The sequence below is a fragment of the Haloarchaeobius iranensis genome, assembly GCF_900103505.1.
Lineage (GTDB): Archaea > Halobacteriota > Halobacteria > Halobacteriales > Natrialbaceae > Haloarchaeobius > Haloarchaeobius iranensis.
Genome location: NZ_FNIA01000018.1, coordinates 1 through 19,878, shown reverse-complemented (window position 1 = coordinate 19,878; position 19,878 = coordinate 1). Strand labels below are relative to the sequence as shown.

Here is a 19,878-nt window from a genome sequence, read left to right as displayed (position 1 = left end):
AATCTTCCTCTCGATTACATTGGCTCGGAATCAAGAGCAGATTGCCAAGATTTGAGGCCACGATGGCCAATAAAATTAAGTAGCGCGGGGGCGTTTTGTTGTGCATAGGCATGAGTTCGAATTTACTCGACAGACAGATTGACGATATCCTCCAGACCGTGCTGGAGGATACCACGGGCGACGTGTTCGTGGTGAACCCGTCGGCCGACGCGATCGAGGAGTTCGTCCGCGTCGCGACTCGCTTCGAGGGCGAGCTTCCGACGGTGCACATGCTCGCCGACGAACGCACCCTGAAGGACGTCATGGACGACTTCATCGTGGCGTCGAACGCGGCCGACCTCGTCGACCGCGACTCGCTCGAGCTCCGGACGGTCGAGGAGACCCCGGAGAACTCGCTGCTGGTCACCGAGGACAGCGTCGTCGCGCTCGTCACCGCGGGCAACCGCGTCGGTGGGCTGACGACAGCGGACGACGAGTTCGTCTCGACCGCCTACGACGCCTACACGGCGGCGTGGGAGGAGGCAGCGGCGTTCAAGCTCCGAACCCCGCCGATTTCGCGTGTCCGCGAGTCGCTGGAGTCCGACATCAGCCCCGAGGCCGAGGCGGACTTCACGAACATCCTCGACTCGCTCGAGACCGCCCGCGGTGACGGTGAGGGCCTCGACGAGGTCACGATTTCACTGCTCGTGGCCGCGAAGAACGAGGCGCTCCTGTACGACATCAGCAAGTGGGGCGAGGACGTGGGCATCGCGAGCAAGGCGACGTTCTCCCGCACGAAGACGAAGCTCGAGGACATGGGCCTCATCGACACCGAGAAGGTCCCCATCGACGTCGGTCGTCCGCGCCTCCGCCTGAAGATCGGCGACGACCGCCTGCGGAGCGCCGACAACGGCCAGCTCGCGACGGTCGCACAGTCCATCCTCAACTGAGCACCTCCCTCGTTCTTCGGTCACACGACCCGACCAGTGCCGACGCCGTCGGCGGGGTTTCTGTCCTCCGCGAGAGGGCACCAGACTGGCCGTTTGCGGTACCTTTAAGAGTCTGGCACCGATTGTTTCAGGTGACGCTTCGCTTGGAGGGCCGAAGCGTCAGCGGGGACCAATTCAGGGCGGCAAGCGACCACGCGGGCCCACTATTCCCGCGTGGTCTGCTTTCCTGTTTCGGACACAAAACGCTGAGGAGCACCTCCGTCGTGAACGACGAGAAAGACCGTCGCCGAGCCACAGCCCCGTCGATTACTCGATAGCGAGGTCGCCGGTGTCGCCGGCGCTGCCGGACTGCCGTTCGTCCCACTCGAGCTCGAACTCGATGCTGAGTTCGCCCTCGCTTGCCCCCGTGCTCGTCTCGCGCTCGGCTTTGACCTCGAACTCGACCCGCTCCGGGGGGTCGAGCGTGACCGAGTCGTTGCCGGCGGTCAGTGTGAGCGAGTCGCCGCCGTCGAGTTTGTCGGCGACGGTCCGCAGGTAGTCTGCGACGTCGCTTCGGGTCCGTATCGCCTCAGTCTTGAACAGCACTTCTTCTGGCATACCACCCGGTACGCGCCGAGGGACTATAAGTGTCCCAACTCAGACGACATAGACAGATTCCGTATGTTTTTGCCTGTTCCGCCGCGAGCAGTCACTATCGGTGAGTTCCTGTAGCTACAAGAAACAGGATAAATAAGGCAATATCCGCGGTCAGACATTGAATATGCATGGGTAGGCCGACATACTTAATAATAACCGACAATAAATCGCGAGCGACGTTCCCCCAATGCACGACCTGACAGGATTCCAGCGCGATTTACTGTATGTAATCGCCGGGAAAGACGAACCACACGGACTCGCGATCAAAGAAGAGCTCGAGAACTACTACGAGAAGGAGATCCACCATGGTCGCCTCTACCCGAACCTCGACACACTCGTCGACAAGGGCCTCGTGGAGAAGGGACAACGGGACCGCCGGACCAACTTCTACACGTTGACCCGCCGTGGGCGCAGGGAGATCAGCGCACGCGACGACTGGGAGTCGCAGTACGTCGAGTAACGGGCACAACGACGGGTGACCAGGCACTCACCCGTCACTCCCACCGACAGGGGAGCCACCGGGCACATCTTCTGTTCCAGTCTCCGCGGACGCCTCCGTCGCCGTCTCGAAGCGCGATGGGTCGACCGCGTACGGCTGGACTCGTTCCGCGTCGAGTAGCTCCGGCAGCACCAGCCGTGCGAAGTGGACCGACCGCACCAGCGGCATCGGTCCGAGGAAGACGCTGTCCCAGCCGACCGGGAGCGAAGTATCACCCGTGCGACCACCCCCTGCCGAGGACAGGTTTTTTACATGGGAGCGGGGTATGATGTGGGGTGAACATCCTACTCCAGGGCTCCGCGAGCCTCTCGCTGGACGGTTCGGTCATCCAGCTGATCCTCGCTGGAGCGCTCGGGATGTTCCTCGGGCTCGAACGCGAGTGGTCACAGAAGTCGGCCGGGGTCCGGACGTTCTCCCTCATCGCGGTCGCGGGCGGCGTGTTCACGCTGCTGGCCATGGAGACGCAGTGGGGAGGTCTGCTGCACGTCGTCGGTGGCGTCCTCGTCGTCGCCCAGGGCGTGTTGCTGGCGGTCCGCGGGCTGATGGAGGGCGGGGAGAGCGGGCTGGCGCTGACCACCTCGATGTCGATGCTCGTGACCTACGGGGTCGGCGCGCTCGTCGTCGTCGGCTTCGTCCTCGAAGGGGTCACCGTCGCAGTGCTCTCCTCGATGCTGCTCGTGCTGAAGCGGGAGCTGCACTCGTTCGCCGACAACCTCTCTCGTGAGGAGGTGCGCTCGGGTGCCGAGTTCGCAATCCTGGCGTTCGTGGTCTACCCGCTGTTGCCGACCGGCGAACGGACCTACGCGTACGAGCCACTGGGCGTCGAGGGAATCACGATAGAGCCGCGTGTCGTCTGGCTGATGGTCGTGACGGTCGCGGCCATCGGTATCGTCAACTACGCGGTCGTGATGACCTACGGGAGCCGCGGTATCGCGGTCACTGGCTTCTTCGGCGGGCTGGCCTCGTCGACGGCGGTCGTCGGCTCGATGATGGACCACGTCCGCCAGCAGGAGAACGCCGTCGCGTACGCGGTCGCCGCCATCCTGCTCGCGGACGCAGCGATGGCACTCCGGAACCTCTTCATCGTCGTCGCGTTCTCGGTCTCGACCGACGTTCTGGTCCCGACGGCGGTGCCGCTCGTGTTGCTCGTGCTGGCCTCGTTCGGGGTCGCGGCGTGGTCGGCCGACTGGCGCGACAGCGTCGAGATGGAACTGGAGAGCCCGTTCTCGCTCCGGTACGCGCTCGGCTTCGGCGCGATGTTCCTCGCCGTCCTCGTGGTCGGTGCGGTCGCCGAGGCCCGGTTCGGCCAGGAGGGGTTCATCGCGACGGCCGCCGCCTCCGGACTGGTGTCGAGCGCCGGCGCGACCACCTCCGCAGTGCTGCTGCACCGCGGCGGGACCCTCAGCACCTCGACGACGGTCATCTCGGTGCTGCTCGCGACGGCGTCGTCGGTGCTGGTCAAGGCGGGGCTCACCGCCGCGAGCCCGAACCGACAGTTCGCTCGTCGAGTCGCCGTCCTCAGCGGGGTGCTCGTCGTCGCCGGCGGTGCCGGCGCTCTCGCCATCCTGTTCGTGTGACGGCCCCGCGCAAATGTTGTGTGGAACTAAACGAATGTATTAAACGAGCGGTCCCCATAGCGTGGATATGGACAGAGAAACGGCCGAGCCACGGGTACGAGAGATGCCCGGGGAGAAGGCGAAACAGTGGGTGAAGTACCACCAGCAGTTCTCTGCACCGAGCACCTACGTCTACGACTTCGTCTGGGATATCACCGAGGAGTCGGAGGGCCCGTTCTGTACCGACGTCGACGGCAACGTCCTGCTCGACTTCACGAGCCACGTCGCCGCCGCGCCGCTCGGGTACAACAACCCGAAGGTGATGGAACCGCTCTCGGAGCTCGAACTGATCGACCCGGTGAAGATCGCCGGCCAGGACTTCTACGCCAGCGGTGGCTGGCCGCCGGAGGACCCCGACATTCCGACGCCGACGCAGCTGATGGACCGGCTCGTCGACGCGACGGACCACTACGACATGGACCGCGTGTTCCTCTCGAACTCCGGTGCCGAGGCCGTCGAGAACGCCATCAAGATCTGCTACAACCAGCGTGGCCACCGCGCGTTCACCTTCGAGGGTGCGTTCCACGGCCGCACGCTCGGGGCGCTCTCGCTCAACCGCTCGAAGACGGTCCACCGCAAGGGCTACCCGGAGGTGCCGGGCGTCGTCTCCGTGCCCTACATCTCGACCGAGGAGGAGTACCAGCAGCGCTGGTGTACGGACGGCCACGGCGGGAACGTCCTCGCCGACAAGCTCCACGCGGCCGGCAACGTCGACCCCGACGAGGTCGCGTACATCATCCTCGAACCCGTCCAGGGCGAGGGTGGCTACCGCGTCCCCCACGACGGCTTCATCCGCGATATCGCCGACATCCGCAAGGAGCACGGCATCTACGTCATCGCCGACGAGATACAGGCGGGGCTGGGCCGCACCGGCGAGATGTGGGGCGTCGACCACCTCGACCTCACGCCCGACGTTATCACGTCCGCGAAGGGCCTGCGTGTCGGTGCGACGGTCTCGCGTTCCGACGTCTTCCCCGACGAGAAGGGTCGCCTCTCCTCGACGTGGGGTGCCGGTGACATCCTCTCGGCGGCACAGGGCGTCGTCACGATGGACGCCATCGACGAGTACGACCTCCTCGAGAACGCCCAGGTGCGCGGTCGTCAGCTCTGGGAGACCATCGCCGACGCCGATCTCGACTCTATCGTCGACATCCGTGGCCGCGGTCTGATGTTCGCCGTCGAGTTCGACAGCAAGGACCGCCGCGAAGCGGTGGTCAAGGAGGCCCTCCACCGTGGCCTGCTCACGCTCGGCTGCGGCTACAAGAGCCTGCGCCTGCTCCCGCCGCTCGACGTCACCGAGCGCGAGATAGAGCTCGGTGCGAACCTGTTCATCGAGGCCGCCGAGGCCGCAGAGCGCGACGCGGCCGTCGCCACGGCGGACTCCAGCGACGCGTACTGAGACGGGCCGCGACTCGCGTCAGAACTGGTAGCGACGGTCGTCGTTCGTCTCCGGCTGTGGGAAGCTCCCGCCGGTCATCTCCTCGTAGGTCATACCGGAGAGGTACTCGTCGTAGGTCACGTCGTACGCCGAGCGCAGGTGGAAGTCCAGCTTTCCCGAGTCGACGGTGGTCTGGAACAGCAGGTGCACCGCGCGCTCGACCAGCTGGTCGGTGTCGGTGCCGAGGCCGGCGGCGAGCATCGCCAGCTCGTTCGTGGTCTCGCGGTCGAGGTCGAGCTCGCCGTCGATATCCTCGTAGGCTTCGGTCACGTCGGCTTGCAGGTCGTCGAGTCCACTCATGCCACGTCCGTAGTCGTTCGTGACTGAAGCGCGTTTCGTGTCGGTGTCGTGCCCCCGAGCGTCGGTGGGGTCGCTGGGGGTGGTGACCGAACCCGGGCGGGCCGGTAGGACACCGGGCGGAGTGACCTCGCGGCGTGGGGACGACTCGTGCTCGGGGTGTCACCGCAACTCCGGACGAGTGGCAACCCGCGGGAAATCTCGCCGACAGCAAGCGCACTGGGCCACGTCGTCGGCGGGAGCGACTACAGCAGCCCCCGCCAGGCGGCGACGGCGAGTCCTCGCAGCGACACGTCGGCTTCGTAGCCGGCCGCCGCTGCGAGCCTGGACGGCGTCACGCCGGCCCCAGCCCGTGCGACAGGTGTGTGTCTGACACGGACCTCCACTGTGAGGTCGGTGGCCGAGAGCGCCCCCGTCAGGCGTCGCCGTGGCAGCGGGAGCGCGTCCACTCCAGAGACGAGGCTCCGGGCCGCCGACAGCGTCGGCGCGTTGACGACGAGCAGGTCGGACTCGTTCCAGACCGCACACCGGCTGCCGTCGACCGTCACGTCGAGCGAGGCGTCGACCGACAGCGGTTCGACCGCGGTCGTCATCAGTCCTCGTGTGTCCTGATGCTGACCGTGCCGTCGACCTTCCAGTGTGCGTGCTCTGCGTCTTCGCCTGCCTTGCTCGGCACCGCGACCTCCATCTCCTCGAAGACGTACTCGATAGTCGCGCCTCTCCCGGTCAGTCGCTCGTACAGTGCGATGCCTAACTCCGGCCAGGTGGTGGTCTCGGAGATCTCCGCCGTCGACTCTGTGTTGTCTGTGCTCATACCTCGTGGTACTGTTCGCGTCGGAGGCGGATAAGCACCAGCCCGCAACCGCGGGTCAGGGGGACGTCCTCGAGCGACCACCCGCGACGGCGGCTGTGCGTCCCGGTCGCGGAACCGTACCCCTTTTTGCCGCTCCGCTCCCACGAATGTGTATGTCGGTCACATCTGTACCCGACCGTATCGCCGTCGACCACCACCGGTCGAGCACGGCGTGTTGCTGTCCCTCGTCGGGTGCGCGTGACCGCGGGGTGGGACGCTGATGCTGGCCCGACTCCGCGAGGACGTGGCGGCGGTGCTGGAGCGCGACCCTGCAGCGAAGAGCAGCGTCGAGGTGCTGACCTGCTACGCGGGCCTGCACGCCGTCTGGGCGCACGTCGCCATCCACCGGCTCTGGGAGGGAGGCTTCCATCTGACGGCGCGGCTGCTCTCGCAGTTCGTCCGGTTCATGACCGGCGTCGAGATCCACCCCGGGGCGGAGCTGGGTCGCCGGGTCGTCATCGACCACGGGATGGGCGTCGTCATCGGCGAGACGGCCGAGGTCGGCGACGACGTGCACATGTACCACGGCGTCACCCTCGGCGGGAACTCGCCCGACCCCGAGAAACGGCACCCGACGCTGGGCGACGGCGTCGTCGTCGGTGCGAACGCGACCCTGCTGGGAGACATCCGCGTCGGGGACGACGCGCGGGTCGGGGCCGGCTCGGTGTTGACGAAGGACGTCCCGGCGGGCGAGACCTGGGCCGGTGTTCCGGCGGTCCACGTCGCCGGCGGTGAGTCGGAGGACGTGAGCGACGACGGAGCGGAGGACGCCGAAACCGGCGAAGTCGGGACCGTCGACGACGACTCCCCGGCGGAGCCGTCACCCGCTGACGGGACCGAGGTCGAGGCCGACGACTAGTCGAGCAGGACCGAGCCGTCGGCGGAGTCACCGCGGCCACAGCGTGGCAGGGCGACGACGACGCCATCGGCGGTTCGCTCGGCCGTCGCCCCGTCGGCCGTTATCGGGAAGGGTGGCACGATGCGAGCGACGCGTTCGCTCCGCTCGACACCGTCTCCGCGGTCGGTTTCGCCGAGCAGCCAGACACACAGCGCGCCGTTTTCGACCCGGATGTCGCCGTGTTGCTGTGCACCCGCGGTGGCGTCGAACCGGACGACGAGCTCGTCGCGCGTGACGGTCACGTCGCCGTCGCCGAATCGCTCGCGGAGGCCGAACAGCCGCCGTGTGACCCCGGCGAGGAAGGGGACGACGAGGCCGGCGAAGAGGCCGTTCCCGCGGAGCCGCTCCAGGGTGTACGAGGGGGCTGACGCGGGCGGTGTCGGCGGTCCCCGGCGCCCCTCGCGGACGAAGCTGTCGCCGTCGCGGCGGAACGTCGCCTCGTGCGCGACGGCGTCGTCGGCCGCGCAGGTCCGGAACGTCGGCCGGACGAGTCGGACGTCGGACGCGGAGCCGGGCAGTTCGGTGACGAGGACGCGGGCACAGGCCAGCGTGACGTGGTGGTCGAGCTCGGCGGTCGTCGTCAGCGCCTCGTCGGCGTGCAGCACACGCTCGACCTCGGACCCGTCCTCGGTCGGCTGGACCCGGAGAGTAACCGCTTCGGTCTCCCCGACGGCGGACCGGAGCCGACAGGTGAGCGCCGCCGGCGAGACGCTCGTGGGTCGCTGGTCGGTCTGCTCGTCGTCCCGTCCGTCGGACCCGCCGGTGCCGTTCCGGTCCGGGTCGGTCCTGCCGGTGGCCATCGGTGAGGCCAACGGGAGCGACGATAATAATTTCAGGGGTCGCGTGCGGGAAACGACTGGCGCGTCGGAACGCCTCAGGCGTCGTCGCCGAGCAGGTGCCGCGCGATGATCTTCTTCTGTATCTCGGTGGTGCCCTCGTAGATGGTGAGGATCTTCGCGTCGCGGTAGAAGCGTTCGACGGGGAAGTCGGTGGTGTAGCCGTAGCCGCCGTGTATCTGGACGGCCTCGTTGGCCACGTCCATCGCGGCCTCGCTGGCGAAGTACTTCGCCTGGCTCGCGAGGAACGCGGTCTCCATGCCCGCGCCGGCGGCCTTCTTCTGGGCGGCCTCGCGGGTGAGCAGGCGACCGGCGGTGACCTTCGTCTGCATCTCCGCCAGCTTGTGCCGGATGGCCTGGAAGTCCGCGATGGGCTGCTCGAACTGCTCGCGCTGCTGGGCGTACTCGACGGCGGCGTCGAGGGCGGCCTGGGCGAGCCCGACGGACTGTGCGCCGATGGCGATGCGCCCGCCCGTCAGAATCTGGAACGCGGCGGAGAGCCCGCGGCCCTCCTCGGTGAGCTGGTACTTGGCCGGGATGCGTGCGTCCTCGAAGATGAGCGTCGTCGTGTCCGACGCCCGGAGGCCGAGCTTGTCCTCCTTCTTCCCGACGCTGACGCCGTCGGTGTCCGCGGGGACGAGGAACTGGGTGATGGAGCCGGGGTCGTCGCGGTCGGTCTTCGCGAAGACGACGTAGACGCCGGCGCGGCGGCCGTTCGTGATCCACTGCTTCTTCCCGTTCAGGACGAACTCGTCGCCCTCGTGCTCGGCGACGGTGGACATCTCGGCGGGGTTCGAGCCGGCCTCGGGCTCCGAGAGGGCGAACGCGCCGACGGGGCGGCCGTCGACCATCTCGGGGAGCCACTCGTCGCGCACGTCCTGGGTGCCGAACTCGTCGATGCAGGAGGTCGCGAGCCCGTGGACCGACAGCGCGGTCGCCACTGCGAGCATCCCGTGGGCGAGCTCCTCGTTGATGATGGCGTACGTTACGGGGTCGGCGTCGTAGCCGCCGTACTCCTCGGGAACGGTCAGCCCGGTCAGGTCCAGCTCCGCCAGCCCATCCCAGACGTCCTCGGGGAAGGTCTGCTCTGCGTCGCACTCCCGGGCCACCGGCCGTAGCTCCTCGGCCGCGAACTCGCGCACCACGTCGCGGACGGCGGCCTGCTCCGAACTCAGATTCATACCACTGCCTTCGGGAGCGAGTGGAAAAAGTTGCCCCATTCTCGCGGCGGGGACGTCGACCCCGACCGGGGACCGGCTCAGTCCTCGACGAGCGCCTCGACGGGCGTCGCCCGCTCCCAGATTCGTGCGAACAGCGTCGCCCCCCAGTCGGCGGCCGCGTCGGACTCCCTGACGAGTTCGGTCTGTGGGTCGTAGGTGCCGTCGAGCGTCGGGAGCGAGAGGAAGACGCCGGACTCGGTGACGGTCATCGCGAACTGGACCTCGGCGACGCGGATGTCGACCAGCTCCGTGAACGGCGGCGGCTCGTCGGCGTTCGCGTCGTCCTCGGGCGTGAGCTCCAGTATCTCGGGGTCGATCACCAGCCGCGCGGAGTCGGGGTCGCCCTCGAGCAGGGCGTCGGCGAACCGGTCGTCGTACACCGGCGCGAGGATCGAGACGTGGTCGGCGTCCGCGATGGCGGTCCGCACCCGTCGAGCCGCACGGAACGGGTCCGTCTCTGGCGACTCCACGACCTCACAGCCGGCGAGCCGGTGGAGTTCCTGGCGGTCCGCGTCCGGGAGGACGCCGAGGTCGTGCTCGTCGAAGTAGGGCCGGGTGCCGTCGACGACGGACTCGACGGTGCCCACACGGCCGAGCAGGTCCGCGACGGCCCGTCCCGTCCCCGTGAGCGCCCAGTAGCCGTCGTCGCGTTCGTAGCAGAAGCCGCGGTCAGAGAGCCGGCTTATCGCGTCGTACACCGCCGATTCGCTCGCGGTGGTCGATGCGACGACCGCCTGCCGCTCGCGTGGCTCGCTGGCGAGGGAGAGGAGCACCTCCTGACGGGAGCGCGAGCCACAGACGAACTCGACACGCTCGGTCGGTCCGACCATACGGGACGTGACGACGCGGCGGGCATATGTGTTTTCTTCTCGGCTGTATTATCAAACTTTCCGAGTACGTCGGAACGTTCCGGCAGTCGTCGGCTCTTTCGTTCAGGCCGGAATGATAACCTTTAGACAGCATGGTTCGGTACTTTCCACTGCTGTCTGTCGGTCCTTCCGGCGTACGTCCCCTCGTCGTACGCCGTCTACACTCGTGGCCGAACCGGGGGTTCAGCTGCCCTCGCTGCCGAGCCCCTCGGCCACCCTCGCTGGCGATGCGTCGATGCCGCCGCCCTGTGCGAACGACCCGCTGCCACCACCACCTCCGCCGTAGTCGGCCGTAACCGCCTCCACCACGGCCGACGCGTCGTGGTCCGGCCCGGCCGCGACCGCGACGAACGTGCCTCCGGACTCGCCGACCGCCACCACGACATCCGCATCCCGCCCCGCTGACGCCCGAAGTGGTTCTCGGCAGTCGTTCGCTTCGACGTCCTCGACGGTCGCGACCAGCCAGGTCGCGCCATCGCGCTCGACCGGGTCCGCCGCCGACAGCGCCGACGCGACGAGCTCCCTGCGAGCGGACGCGAGCGACTCCTCCAGCTCCTCGACCTGCCCGGAGAGCCGCGCCGCCGCGTCGGCGAGGTCCGTCGGTGCGGCGTCGAGCACCCGACCGGTGTCGAGCACGGCCCGCTTCTCCGCGGCACGGTGTTCGATGCCGCGGTCGCCGACCGCGAACTCGACCCGCGTCATCCCCTGGCCGGGGTTCGAGCGCGAGAGCAGGCTCACCGGCCCGATCTCCCGGGTGTTCCTGACGTGGGTTCCGCCGCAGGCCGCCACGTCCCACGGGCCGTCGGTCGATTCGCCCGGCACCACGTCGCCCTCACCGACCGTCACGACGCGCACCTCGTCGGCGCCCTCGAACACGCCCTCCTCGGTCTTCGTGTTGAACGCGACGAACTCGTCCTCGCGGAGCTCCGCGAGCGGCACCGACTTCCAGCCGACCTCGCGGGACTCCCACACCGCCTGGTTCGTCAGTCGCTCCAGTTCGACCAGCGTCTCGTCGGTCACCTCGCTGGACGTCGTCAGGTCGACGCGGACCTTCTCCTCGTCGATGCCGAAGCCGCCGTAGCCGAGGTCGTCACAGACCCGTCGCGCCGCGCCGTACAGCACGTGGCTCGCGGTGTGGGCCCGCATGCAGTACAGCCGGAACGCCCGGTCCACCTCACAGACCACCGACGAGCCCTCGCGGAACCTCGGCTCCTCGGCCAGCGTGTGGACGTGCTCGCCGCCCTCGACCTGGACGTCGACCACCGGCACGTCGCCCACGGTGCCGCGGTCGCTCGGCTGCCCACCGCTCTCGGCGTAGAAGTAGCTGGTCTCCAGCCGGACCTCGCGGCCGTCGACGCCCGCGACAGTGGTCTCGAAGCGTGTCGTGTACGGCTGGCTCGCCGCGAGTTGTCCCGTCATTACGCGACTGCAAGACGTGCGGACGAGAAAAACGTGCCGCCGTTCCGGGGTCTCGTGTGAGTCCCCTGACGAACGTCCTCCGGTGACGTGCGGTCGGTCTGACCGGGCGAACTGCGCCCGGTACAGGCACGGCGAGTCGCTGGCAGTGTCGTCACTGGCTGAGACGGGCACAGGGAGGAACGTCGACCCGAGACGCAGCGCCGCCTTCAGGCGAAGGAGTTCGCTATCTCGGCGACCGCGGCGTTCAGCACGGCGTCGCGCTCGCCGGCCAGGAACTCGACGTGGCCGTCGCGACCGCCGACGACGCTGACGCCGCCGCCGTCGACCTGTGCAGCGACCTCGTCGCCGACGGTGCGGACGTCGATGGGCGAGGTGCTCCGGACGTGGAGCTCGTCCTCGTCGAGGCCGAGTGTGACGAGGTCGTCGTCGGTTTCGGTGGCCTCGGACCGGTGGAGCGCGTCGAGGAGCAGCTCGGTCGGCGGGAAGTCGAACCGGTTGCTGAACGCGTCCGCGTCGAGGATGGCGAACTCGACACCGTCGGCCGAGCGCGTCGAGAGGTTGCGCCGGGCGGTCTGGAGCTCGCGGTCGAGCTTGGTACGGAACTGCTCGCTGACGTGGCCCGCGAGTCCGTCGGCCTCCTCGAACAGGATGTCGGTGATGAGCTCGCGCTTGTCCTTGTAGGACTGGTAGAACGCTTCGAGGCCGACAGCCTCGCGGAGCTCGTCGGTATCGTCCTCGGCGAAGCCGGCCTCGCTGGCGAGGTCGGTGTAGGCCTCGGGCGTGTCCTGCCAGTAGCTGACGGCGGGCAGGTGTGCGAGGTCGTCGCGCACCTCGTCGTTGACGTGGGCGGCGACGTTGGCCGCGAGCGCACTCGTCGTCACGTCGGTGACGTCGTCGCCCGCGAGGTGTGGGTCGACGATGCCGTCGAGGTCGTCGACGACCGTCTCGTCGGGGTAGCCCGAGTCGACGACGAGGCACTCGGCGCCGTAGACGTCGAGCAGCTCGTAGCCCTCGCGGGACTCGAGCGTGCTGCCGAGGTCGACGAGGAGCACGAGCGGGAGCTGCTCGCCGTGGCGCTCGCGGGCGTCGAGCATGTTCGTCACGTCGTCGGTGGCGGCGTCCATGCCGTAGACGGTGTCGTCGAGCGGGCGGCGCTCGCAGAAGTGGTACTGGGCGTCCTGGCGCTCGTGCTCCGCCGCGACGAGCGGGAGGACGGCGCGCTCGATGGCGGCACCGGCCACGTAGCCGTCGGCGGTCGCGGTGTGGCGGACGACGACCGGGCGGCCCTGGATGACGGCGCGACGGATCTCGGTCGCCACGTCGCGGATCTCGTCGGCGACGGCGGCGACGGCGTCGTGGTCGGCGAGCAGGTCGACGCTGCCGGGGTCGGCCTGCTCGTCCAGCGCGGCGTCCATGCGGTCGGCCACGGTGGCGGCGTCCTCATCCTCGAGCGTGCTCAGGACCTCGGTCTCGATCTGGACCTCGTCGTGGTGGCGCTCGACCTCGCCCTCGAGGCGGACGACGTCGTCGACCTCCACGTCGGGGTAGGCGCGCACGCCGGCCTCCTCGAAGGCGGCGACCTCGACGACGCCCGTCTCGTCGCGGACCTCGAAGACGGTCGGGCCGGAGGTCTGTCGGACGCTGATGATCTCGCCCTCGATGCGGACGACCTGGCCGACGAGGTCGGTGACGCTATCGACCGTGCTGCGTGCGAGCTCGGAGTGCTCCTCGGTGTCGTCGGTCTCGGCCGCGGCGCTCGGTTCGTCGTCGGCCACGTCGGTCGCTTCGGACTCGTCGACTGCCTCGGCGGTCTCGTCGCTGCCTTCGGCCTCGCCTTCGGAGGAGGCCTCCTCGGTCGTGTCGGACTCGGTCGTCGCGGGGGCCGCGTCGTCAGCGTCGGGCGTGCGGACCTTCTGCTTCGCGGCGGCGTTCCCGCCCGCGGCGACCGGCTCGGCCGCCTCCTCGTCGGGCTCGTCGGGCATTTCGTCGCCCTCCGGTGTCTGGACGAGCTTGCCGCGGAAGTCGGACTCGCGCTGGCGGATGGACCAGCCCAGGTCGACGTTGCCGTTGTCGCGGATGTCGGTCACCTGGACGTAGACCGAGTCGCCGGCGTCCCAGTCGAGACTGTCGAGTCGGCGGTCCAGTTCGCTTCGGTGCAGCAGGCCCGTGACGGAGGTCCCGATGTCGACGAACACGCCGAACTCGGCGAACCCGTCGACCGACCCCTCGTAGTAGCGGCCGGGCTTCAGCTGGTTGGCTCGGTTGCCTTCGAAGGTGAAGACGACGTCTTCCTCGTGGCTCGAACAGATGTGCCCGTCGACGGAGGCACCACAGATGATACAGTTACCCATTTGACCGAGTAGAGTAGACCCGGCCTAAAACGGTTGTCGAATCTGTGTCAGCGATAGAGCGAGAGGTACAGCATGCTGAACCCGACGATGAACGGTATCGTCTCCGCGACCTGGAAGTACGTCGCGGTCTCGGCGGTGGCCTCTCGGGTGATCTGTGTGCTGATCGTCGTCAGCGCGACGCCCATGCTGATGAACGCGAAGCCGATGAACGCCGACTCGAGTCGCTTGCCGCCCTTCTGGTTGTACGCCTGGAAGCTGATGAACGTCAGTCCGAGCGCCAGCGCGAACAGCACGAGGCGCAGTCCCATCAGGAGCACGTCCGCTATCGCGCTTACCTCGACCACCAGCGCTCACCCCCCGCTGGCGGCCGTGGCTGGCGGTCCCGACGTGATGGCTCACCGACCGAGCTCGTCCCAGAGACTGGAGAAGCGGTCCGGCAGGTTCTCCTTCCGGTAGATACGGATGTCGTACTCATCTTCTTTGAGCCGAATGACAGTCGCGTCGAAGTTCGATTTGAACGCGTCGTAGTGGTTCCCGTCACGGGCCACGAGCGTCTCTGACGTGATCAGCTCGTGTTCTTTGAGCATCTCGATGCGACGATACACCGTCGGGAGCGAGAGGTCACAGAACTCCGCTACCTCTTTCGCCGACCGTGGTTCCTCACTCACGGCTGCGAGGACCTCTCGCGCGGTCTCGTCCCCGATTGTATCGAGTATCTCTTCGATTGGCCGCTCGTCGTCCACGAGTTTACGTGACCGGTTGGTGACTAAAAGGTTTGTGTCCGAAGAGGTTCAGTTACCGAGTCGCGACGATAAACTGTCTCGATAACCCGGTTATTACATCGGATGAAAACGCTAACTGGTCGTTATATGGATAGCGGACAATCCCCATATATGGCAACGACTGACGACTCAATAGATGGGTTGACCGAACACTGTGACCACTGCGGCACGGAGACGCTCCACAAGGTGTCCGTCCAGATCATCACGGAGAGCAGCAAGCAGGAGAACGCCCAGTTCTCCCGCGAGCCGTACCGCGTCAAGGAGTGCCAGACCTGCGGCGACCGTTCCAGCCAGCGGATGAACAACGCCTGAGCCGGTCGGTCATCCCACACCGGAGCCGTGGCGGTCACTCGAACACATGGGAGTCGGCCGCCAGCGACTCCACCTCTGCTGCCATCTTCTCTGCTTCCTCGGGGAACAGGGACACCTGTACCTCGTTCCCGGAGTCGTCCTCGAAGACGAACTTGAGACGCTTGTCGCCGAACTCCCGGACGTCGGCCGACTCGACGTCGAACAGCTTCGCCGAGGCCGACTTGTTCGTCGGGCCAACGTTCTTGATGCTGCCGTCTTTCAGTTCGACCATGAACTCGTCGAGTTCGAGTGCGAGCATAGCCACCCGTTCTCCACACCGGACCATAGTCGTGGGTGGTCGGGCACGCCCGGCGGCAAGTCCCTGCCCCTGCGGTCGGTTTCCGACGACGGTCCGCGTACCTTGAAGTGGCTACCGGACGAACCCCTGGGCGTATGGAACTCACCTGGTTCGGACACTCGACGTTCGGTGTGACAGTCGGCGAGACAGAACTGCTCATCGACCCCTTCTTCGACAACCCGAAGACCGGCACCGACCCCGAGGAGCTGGACCCGGACTACGTCCTGCTCACGCACGGCCACGCCGACCACATCGGCGACGTGGACCGGTACGAGGGGACGACGCTCGTGGCGACGCCGGAGGTCGTGGAGTACTGCCGGGACGAGTTCGGCGACTACGAGGCCGTCGGCGGGATGGGCATGAACGTCGGCGGGACGGTCGAGTGCGGTGACGCCTACGTCACCATGCACCGGGCCGACCACACCAACGGGATGGAGACCGGCTACGGCACCTCCGGCGGGATGCCGGCCGGTTTCGTCGTCTCCAACACGAAGCCCACGCAGGTCGCAGACGAGGAGTCCGAGACGTTCTATCACGCGGGCGACACCGGGCTCATGACCGAGATGCGCGACGTCATCGCGCCGTACCTCGAACCGGACGTCGCCGCGGTACCCATCGGCGACCACTTCACCATGGGTCCGTGGCAGGCCGCCATCGCCGTCGACTGGCTCGACGTCGACTACGCGCTGCCCATCCACTACGACACGTTCCCGCCCATCGAGCAGGACCCCGACGACTTCGCCCGCGAGGTGCGCGGGACGGGTAGCGACGCCGAGGTCGTCGTCCTCGAGGGCGACGAGAGCTGGACCCTCAGCGAGAACCTGCTCGACTGAGCCGCGAACGACTCGTCCTCGACCCGACCCGAACTCCGGCGGTGGCCGGAGCTGGGCACCTACTCCGCGAACTCGACGCCGACGATCTCGAACCGGAGGCCGTTCTCCGGGGCCTCGAGGGTGATCTCCCAGCCGTGTGCCGTGACGATCTCCTGGACGATACCGAGTCCGAGCCCGGTGCCGTCCGGCTCCGTCGAGAAGCCGGTCTCGAACAGCCGCTCGGGCTCGATGTTCGGCTCCGGCAGGCCCTCACCGTCGTCCTCGACGACTATCGCGTCCGCCGCGGACTCGACGGAGACGGTGAGGTCCTCGATGGCGTCCGACTCGTCGGCCGGTGAGCCGTGTTCCACCGCGTTCCGGAACAGGTTCTCGAACAGCTGTCCGAGCCGGCTCCAGTCGGCCAGGACGATGCCCGAGGTGTCGTTCTCGATGGTCGCGCCACCGGTCTCGACGTTGCTCCAGGACTGCTCGACGAGCGTCGACAGCGGTGTCGGCTCCAGTTCCTCGCTCCGCTCACCTTCGCGAGCGAGCGTGAGGAGCTGCGTCGTGAGTCGGTCCATGCGGTCGAGGCTGCGTTCGATCTCGTCGAGGTGGTCGCCCGCCGGGTCGTCGCGGGCGAGCTGCAGGCTCGTCTTCGCGACGCTGAGCGGATTCCTGAGGTCGTGCGAGACCACGGAGGCGAACTCCGCGAGGCGTTCGTTCTGCCGCTCGAGCTCGGCTTCGCGGGTGGTCCGCTCTGTCACGTCCCGGTACACCCAGATGTTCGCCTCGCCCGTCGGGGTGTCGTAGGGGATGTAGCTCCGTTCGACCGTCCGCCCGTCCGCGAGGCCCAGCTCCTCGCCGTGGACCGGCTCGCGCGCGTCGAGCAGTTCCGCGAGTCGCGGGACGAACTGCTCCGGTTCGGCGAACCGGTCCGAGATCCGCTCCCCGGCCGCCGCGCAGTCGCTTCCGAGCAGTTCGCGTGGCCCACGAGAGAGTTCGAGAAGTTCACAGAGCCGGTCGTTGACCAGCAGTATCTCCCTGGAGGCGTCCTCGACGAGCACGCCCTCGGGCAGGTTCTCGACCAGCGTCTCGAGGACGAGGCCCGAGGATTCCAGAGAACCGTCTGTCATGAGACCCGTATTCTGTACGAAGCGGAATAACCGTTCCGTCCGTCCGACCGGGTCCTGCGAGGGAGTCCGGCCGCGGTGGCCGGGCCGTTACTCGTCCGTGTCGCCCTCGACAGCACCGGCGAGGTGGTCCTTGCTCACCCAGCCGACGGCGAGGCCGAGCGCGATGGCGAAGCCGAGCGCGAACGCCTGGATGATGGGGAACGCGATGCCGCCGGCACCCGTCGAGGACGCGAGCGCCCCGAAGCCGACCGCGATGGCGATGAGGTAGACGAACACCTGGACGGCGGCCCCGAACAGCGCGCCGACCTGCCCGTCACCGAGCTCGGAGTCGCTCATGCGTTCCTCGACGAGGTCCGCGAGCCAGAAGCCGAGCGCCACCACGACGGCCGCGATGATAGCCGTGGGGAGGAACTCGACCGCGCCGTTGAACGCGGCCGCGAGGCGGCCGACGCCCAGTTCCTGCATCACCAGCAGCCCGACGAGCAGGTAGATGTACAGGGTCGCGAACTGGCCGAGCAGCTGGCTCGGGTCGCGTCCGGGGAGGAACTCCCCGACGGGCGAGTCCTCGGCCATCTCGTCCAGCCCCATCCGCCGCGTCACCTTCACGACGGTGCCCGAGACGAACTTCGCGACGAGGAACCCGGCGACCAGGTAGATGAGGGCGTACAGCAGGTTCGGCGCGATGCCCTGGAAGTCGGTGACGACCCTGGAGAACACCTCGTCCAGCCACCGGATGAGCGGCGTCGGCGTGATATCGAAGTTGTCCTGGAGCGGAATCACGCCGACCACCCCACCGTCGTCGTAGCGTTCCGACCGTCCCCTATCCGTATCTTGCTTTGAGCTGTCATGGCTCGTTCAGTCTGTCTCCGGTCCTGTAAGTAAAGTTTTCGTACACGATTCGCCTGAGACAGAGTCGCGCCACCCGCAAGAACAAGTATGAAGGCGCTGCCGGGCGTCACAACGAACGCAATGTCCAAAGAAGTCCACAGCGTCTCAGAGGAGGGCTACAGCACCGAGAACACGATCCGCGACTTCGAGACGACCGTCGACGCGACCGGCGAGGCTGCGCCCGACACACTCGAGGCGCTGCTCGCCGCCTACGCCTCCTGCTACGTCCCCGCGCTCCGCGTCGGTGCGGAGCAGCGGCAGGCCGGCGACCTCGGCCACATCGAGATCGACACGACCGGCGAACTCAACGACGACGACAAGCTCGCGTCGGTCCACTTCGACGTGAAGGTCGCCGGCGACATCGGCGACAAGGGCGACGCCATCGCCGAGCGTGCCCACGAGCTCTGCAAGGTCGGCGACGCGGTGAAGCCGGAGCTCGAGGCCGAGGTCGACATCGAAGGCGACGCGTTCTGAGGCCGGCGTCGAGCTGTCGCCGCCCGGCTCAGCCGTCGTCGTTGGGCCGCGGGAGGGCCGTGAACGACCGTTCGACGACCTCGAACGGGTCGTAGACGGACTGATGACAGCCGCAGTAGCTCTTGTTCGCGGCACCGAACTTCGGGGCGTCGGCGCTGTCCTTGAACCCCGGGATACAGCAGAAGTGCGTGCACTTGTTCAGGAAGGCGATGAAGCCGTCGACCGTGCTCGCGGCGAGCCACTCGTCCTCCTCCGCGGCTCGCTCGACGCGCGCACTGCGGATGACCTGGATAGGGAGCGTCTCCTCGCTGTCGACGTCCTCCGAGCGCCAGGTGCAGTTCGCGGGCTTGCCGTAGCCGTCATCGCCGATGCCGTTGCCCCACTCCGCGTAGTCCTCGAAGTGGTCGACGTGGACGCGCTCGCCGATGCTGGTCTGGTCGCTCTGCCAGCCGAGGCGTGTGTTCGCGCTGTAGCGCATGTAGTTGTCGTAGTCGCCGTCGGGCTGGACGTTCTGGAAGGTCTGGCAGCCGCAGTACTGGAACCACTGGGTGGAGTAGGTCACCCCGCCGAGCTCCATCTCGGCGACGGTGATGGTGCTGCCGTCCTCGAGTTCGCGCTCCTCGGACTCGGGCCAGACGCCCTTCAGGTAGCCCTCGTCGTCGAGTTCGAGCGGTATCTGTGGGAGGCCACGGGGCGCAGGGCCGTCGGTGTTCTTCGCCGCGCGGTAGGTGACCGTCCCGCCGCCCGTGCCGATCCCGGTCGTCGTGCCCTCGATGGCGGCACCGGCGGCGGTGCTGATGGCGGCCATCGCAGCCCCGCCCGCGACGCCCTTGACGAACCGTCGTCTGTCGCTCTCCGTCGGGTACTTGTCGGAATCCATGGGGACCACTCGACGCTACACCGGCCGAGGAGCATATCCGGGGGTGGTCGTTCCCAACGGGTGTGAACGGTCGCGTTCAGATTAGCTGATTCCATGCGAAGGCGAATGATTTGAGCCACTCGTCAGCAGTTTCAGCTTCGGCGTGACTGAAACAGTTCGAGAAAGCGTTAGTTCTGCGTTTTACCTCTCGAAAGACACGTTCGACGCTGTTGCGATTTCCGTGTTTCTCGTAGCGGAAATCGAGCCCGTGACGGTTGCAAGCGTCTTTCAGCGGCGTCGCACCGTCGACGAGAAACACGGCGTCATCGACGTCGTGTTTCTCGCGTAACTCCGAGAAGAACGCGTGCGCGAGCACGTTCGTCCGTGTCGGTTCAAGCTTTGTATGCAGTAATTCGTTGG

Annotated in this window: 23 protein-coding genes and 2 pseudogenes; 8 read left to right on the top strand and 17 right to left on the bottom strand. The window is 67.4% G+C overall.

The window, feature by feature from the left end:
- Positions 1-110 precede the first annotated feature (110 nt).
- A complete protein-coding gene (tbsP, locus tag BLT27_RS14250; protein WP_089735050.1) occupies positions 111-929 on the top strand; it encodes a transcriptional regulator TbsP in 819 nt (272 codons plus the stop codon).
- A 306-nt stretch (positions 930-1,235) separates the two neighbouring features.
- Here the strand turns inward: tbsP and BLT27_RS14245 are convergent, their stop codons facing one another.
- Positions 1,236-1,526 (bottom strand): amphi-Trp domain-containing protein, encoded by a 291-nt coding sequence (locus BLT27_RS14245; RefSeq protein ID WP_089735048.1) that lies wholly within the window; start codon positions 1,524-1,526, stop codon positions 1,236-1,238.
- Between the two features lie 226 nt (positions 1,527-1,752).
- Here BLT27_RS14245 and BLT27_RS14240 point away from each other — a divergent pair, with 226 nt between their 5' ends.
- Positions 1,753-2,025: a PadR family transcriptional regulator gene (locus BLT27_RS14240; RefSeq protein WP_089735046.1), complete on the top strand. Its 273-nt coding sequence runs from the start codon at positions 1,753-1,755 to the stop codon at positions 2,023-2,025.
- A 27-nt stretch (positions 2,026-2,052) separates the two neighbouring features.
- On the opposite strand, the gene BLT27_RS14235 is transcribed toward BLT27_RS14240, so the two are convergent.
- The gene (locus BLT27_RS14235) at positions 2,053-2,232 is read right to left on the bottom strand and encodes a hypothetical protein (RefSeq protein ID WP_089735044.1); all 180 of its coding nucleotides are present in this window, start codon (positions 2,230-2,232) and stop codon (positions 2,053-2,055) included.
- 107 nt (positions 2,233-2,339) lie between these two features.
- On the opposite strand from BLT27_RS14235, the gene BLT27_RS14230 reads away from it, so the two are divergent.
- A complete protein-coding gene (locus BLT27_RS14230) occupies positions 2,340-3,641 on the top strand; it encodes an MgtC/SapB family protein (protein WP_089735042.1) in 1,302 nt (433 codons plus the stop codon).
- A 67-nt stretch (positions 3,642-3,708) separates the two neighbouring features.
- On the top strand, positions 3,709-5,079 hold the full coding sequence (locus BLT27_RS14225) for an aminotransferase class III-fold pyridoxal phosphate-dependent enzyme (RefSeq protein ID WP_089735040.1): 1,371 nt from the start codon (positions 3,709-3,711) through the stop codon (positions 5,077-5,079).
- 18 nt (positions 5,080-5,097) lie between these two features.
- Here BLT27_RS14225 and BLT27_RS14220 read toward each other — a convergent pair whose 3' ends face one another.
- The 3 genes from BLT27_RS14220 to BLT27_RS14210 all read right to left on the bottom strand — a co-directional run bounded on the left by BLT27_RS14220 (position 5,098) and on the right by BLT27_RS14210 (position 6,229).
- Positions 5,098-5,418, bottom strand: coding sequence for a ribbon-helix-helix protein (locus BLT27_RS14220; protein ID WP_089735038.1), 321 nt, complete (start codon positions 5,416-5,418; stop codon positions 5,098-5,100).
- Positions 5,419-5,660: 242 nt separating this feature from the next.
- Positions 5,661-6,008, bottom strand: a complete 348-nt coding sequence (locus BLT27_RS14215) for a hypothetical protein (RefSeq protein ID WP_089735036.1) — start codon at positions 6,006-6,008, stop codon at positions 5,661-5,663.
- Positions 6,008-6,229 (bottom strand): hypothetical protein, encoded by a 222-nt coding sequence (locus BLT27_RS14210; RefSeq protein WP_089735034.1) that lies wholly within the window; start codon positions 6,227-6,229, stop codon positions 6,008-6,010. The genes BLT27_RS14215 and BLT27_RS14210 overlap by 1 nt, the downstream gene beginning before the upstream one ends.
- 259 nt (positions 6,230-6,488) lie before the next feature.
- Between BLT27_RS14210 and cysE the strand changes: the two are divergent.
- A pseudogene (cysE, locus tag BLT27_RS14205) lies at positions 6,489-6,992 on the top strand (serine O-acetyltransferase); the annotation flags it as partial.
- 131 nt (positions 6,993-7,123) lie between these two features.
- Here the strand turns inward: cysE and BLT27_RS14200 are convergent.
- The 7 genes from BLT27_RS14200 to BLT27_RS14170 all read right to left on the bottom strand — a co-directional run bounded on the left by BLT27_RS14200 (position 7,124) and on the right by BLT27_RS14170 (position 14,604).
- Positions 7,124-7,966 carry a hypothetical protein gene (locus tag BLT27_RS14200; protein WP_089735030.1) on the bottom strand — a complete coding sequence of 281 codons (843 nt, stop codon included), beginning with the start codon at positions 7,964-7,966 and terminating at the stop codon, positions 7,124-7,126.
- Between the two features lie 74 nt (positions 7,967-8,040).
- A complete protein-coding gene (locus BLT27_RS14195; RefSeq protein ID WP_089735028.1) occupies positions 8,041-9,183 on the bottom strand; it encodes an acyl-CoA dehydrogenase family protein in 1,143 nt (380 codons plus the stop codon).
- Positions 9,184-9,260: 77 nt separating this feature from the next.
- Positions 9,261-10,052, bottom strand: coding sequence for a helix-turn-helix transcriptional regulator (locus BLT27_RS14190; protein WP_089735026.1), 792 nt, complete (start codon positions 10,050-10,052; stop codon positions 9,261-9,263).
- A 222-nt stretch (positions 10,053-10,274) separates the two neighbouring features.
- Entirely contained in the window at positions 10,275-11,510 is a 1,236-nt protein-coding gene (locus BLT27_RS14185) for an alanyl-tRNA editing protein (protein ID WP_089735025.1), read from the bottom strand.
- 206 nt (positions 11,511-11,716) lie between these two features.
- Positions 11,717-13,861 (bottom strand): DHH family phosphoesterase, encoded by a 2,145-nt coding sequence (locus BLT27_RS14180; RefSeq protein WP_089735023.1) that lies wholly within the window; start codon positions 13,859-13,861, stop codon positions 11,717-11,719.
- 47 nt (positions 13,862-13,908) lie between these two features.
- The gene (locus BLT27_RS14175; RefSeq protein WP_089735021.1) at positions 13,909-14,169 is read right to left on the bottom strand and encodes a DUF7521 family protein; all 261 of its coding nucleotides are present in this window, start codon (positions 14,167-14,169) and stop codon (positions 13,909-13,911) included.
- 87 nt (positions 14,170-14,256) lie between these two features.
- Entirely contained in the window at positions 14,257-14,604 is a 348-nt protein-coding gene (locus BLT27_RS14170) for a winged helix-turn-helix domain-containing protein (protein WP_089735019.1), read from the bottom strand.
- Positions 14,605-14,754: 150 nt separating this feature from the next.
- On the opposite strand from BLT27_RS14170, the gene BLT27_RS14165 reads away from it, so the two are divergent.
- Positions 14,755-14,955, top strand: a complete 201-nt coding sequence (locus BLT27_RS14165; RefSeq protein ID WP_089735016.1) for a DUF7835 family putative zinc beta-ribbon protein — start codon at positions 14,755-14,757, stop codon at positions 14,953-14,955.
- 34 nt (positions 14,956-14,989) lie between these two features.
- Here the strand turns inward: BLT27_RS14165 and BLT27_RS14160 are convergent, their stop codons facing one another.
- Positions 14,990-15,253 (bottom strand): hypothetical protein, encoded by a 264-nt coding sequence (locus BLT27_RS14160; RefSeq protein WP_089735014.1) that lies wholly within the window; start codon positions 15,251-15,253, stop codon positions 14,990-14,992.
- Positions 15,254-15,387: 134 nt separating this feature from the next.
- On the opposite strand from BLT27_RS14160, the gene BLT27_RS14155 reads away from it, so the two are divergent.
- Positions 15,388-16,125, top strand: a complete 738-nt coding sequence (locus BLT27_RS14155; protein WP_089735012.1) for a metal-dependent hydrolase — start codon at positions 15,388-15,390, stop codon at positions 16,123-16,125.
- Positions 16,126-16,184: 59 nt separating this feature from the next.
- Here the strand turns inward: BLT27_RS14155 and BLT27_RS14150 are convergent, their stop codons facing one another.
- Complete coding sequence (locus tag BLT27_RS14150; RefSeq protein WP_089735011.1) at positions 16,185-17,237, bottom strand: ATP-binding protein; 1,053 nt, start codon at positions 17,235-17,237, stop codon at positions 16,185-16,187.
- Between the two features lie 87 nt (positions 17,238-17,324).
- Complete coding sequence (locus BLT27_RS14145; protein WP_175526472.1) at positions 17,325-18,017, bottom strand: mechanosensitive ion channel family protein; 693 nt, start codon at positions 18,015-18,017, stop codon at positions 17,325-17,327.
- Positions 18,018-18,206: 189 nt separating this feature from the next.
- Between BLT27_RS14145 and BLT27_RS14140 the strand changes: the two genes are divergently transcribed.
- Entirely contained in the window at positions 18,207-18,599 is a 393-nt protein-coding gene (locus BLT27_RS14140; RefSeq protein WP_089735007.1) for an OsmC family protein, read from the top strand.
- Between the two features lie 28 nt (positions 18,600-18,627).
- On the opposite strand, the gene BLT27_RS14135 is transcribed toward BLT27_RS14140, so the two are convergent.
- Together BLT27_RS14135 and BLT27_RS14130 are read right to left on the bottom strand one after the other, a co-directional pair.
- The gene (locus BLT27_RS14135) at positions 18,628-19,479 is read right to left on the bottom strand and encodes a cytochrome B (protein WP_089735005.1); all 852 of its coding nucleotides are present in this window, start codon (positions 19,477-19,479) and stop codon (positions 18,628-18,630) included.
- Between the two features lie 76 nt (positions 19,480-19,555).
- Positions 19,556-19,878 (bottom strand): annotated as a pseudogene (locus tag BLT27_RS14130) (IS6 family transposase); the annotation flags it as partial.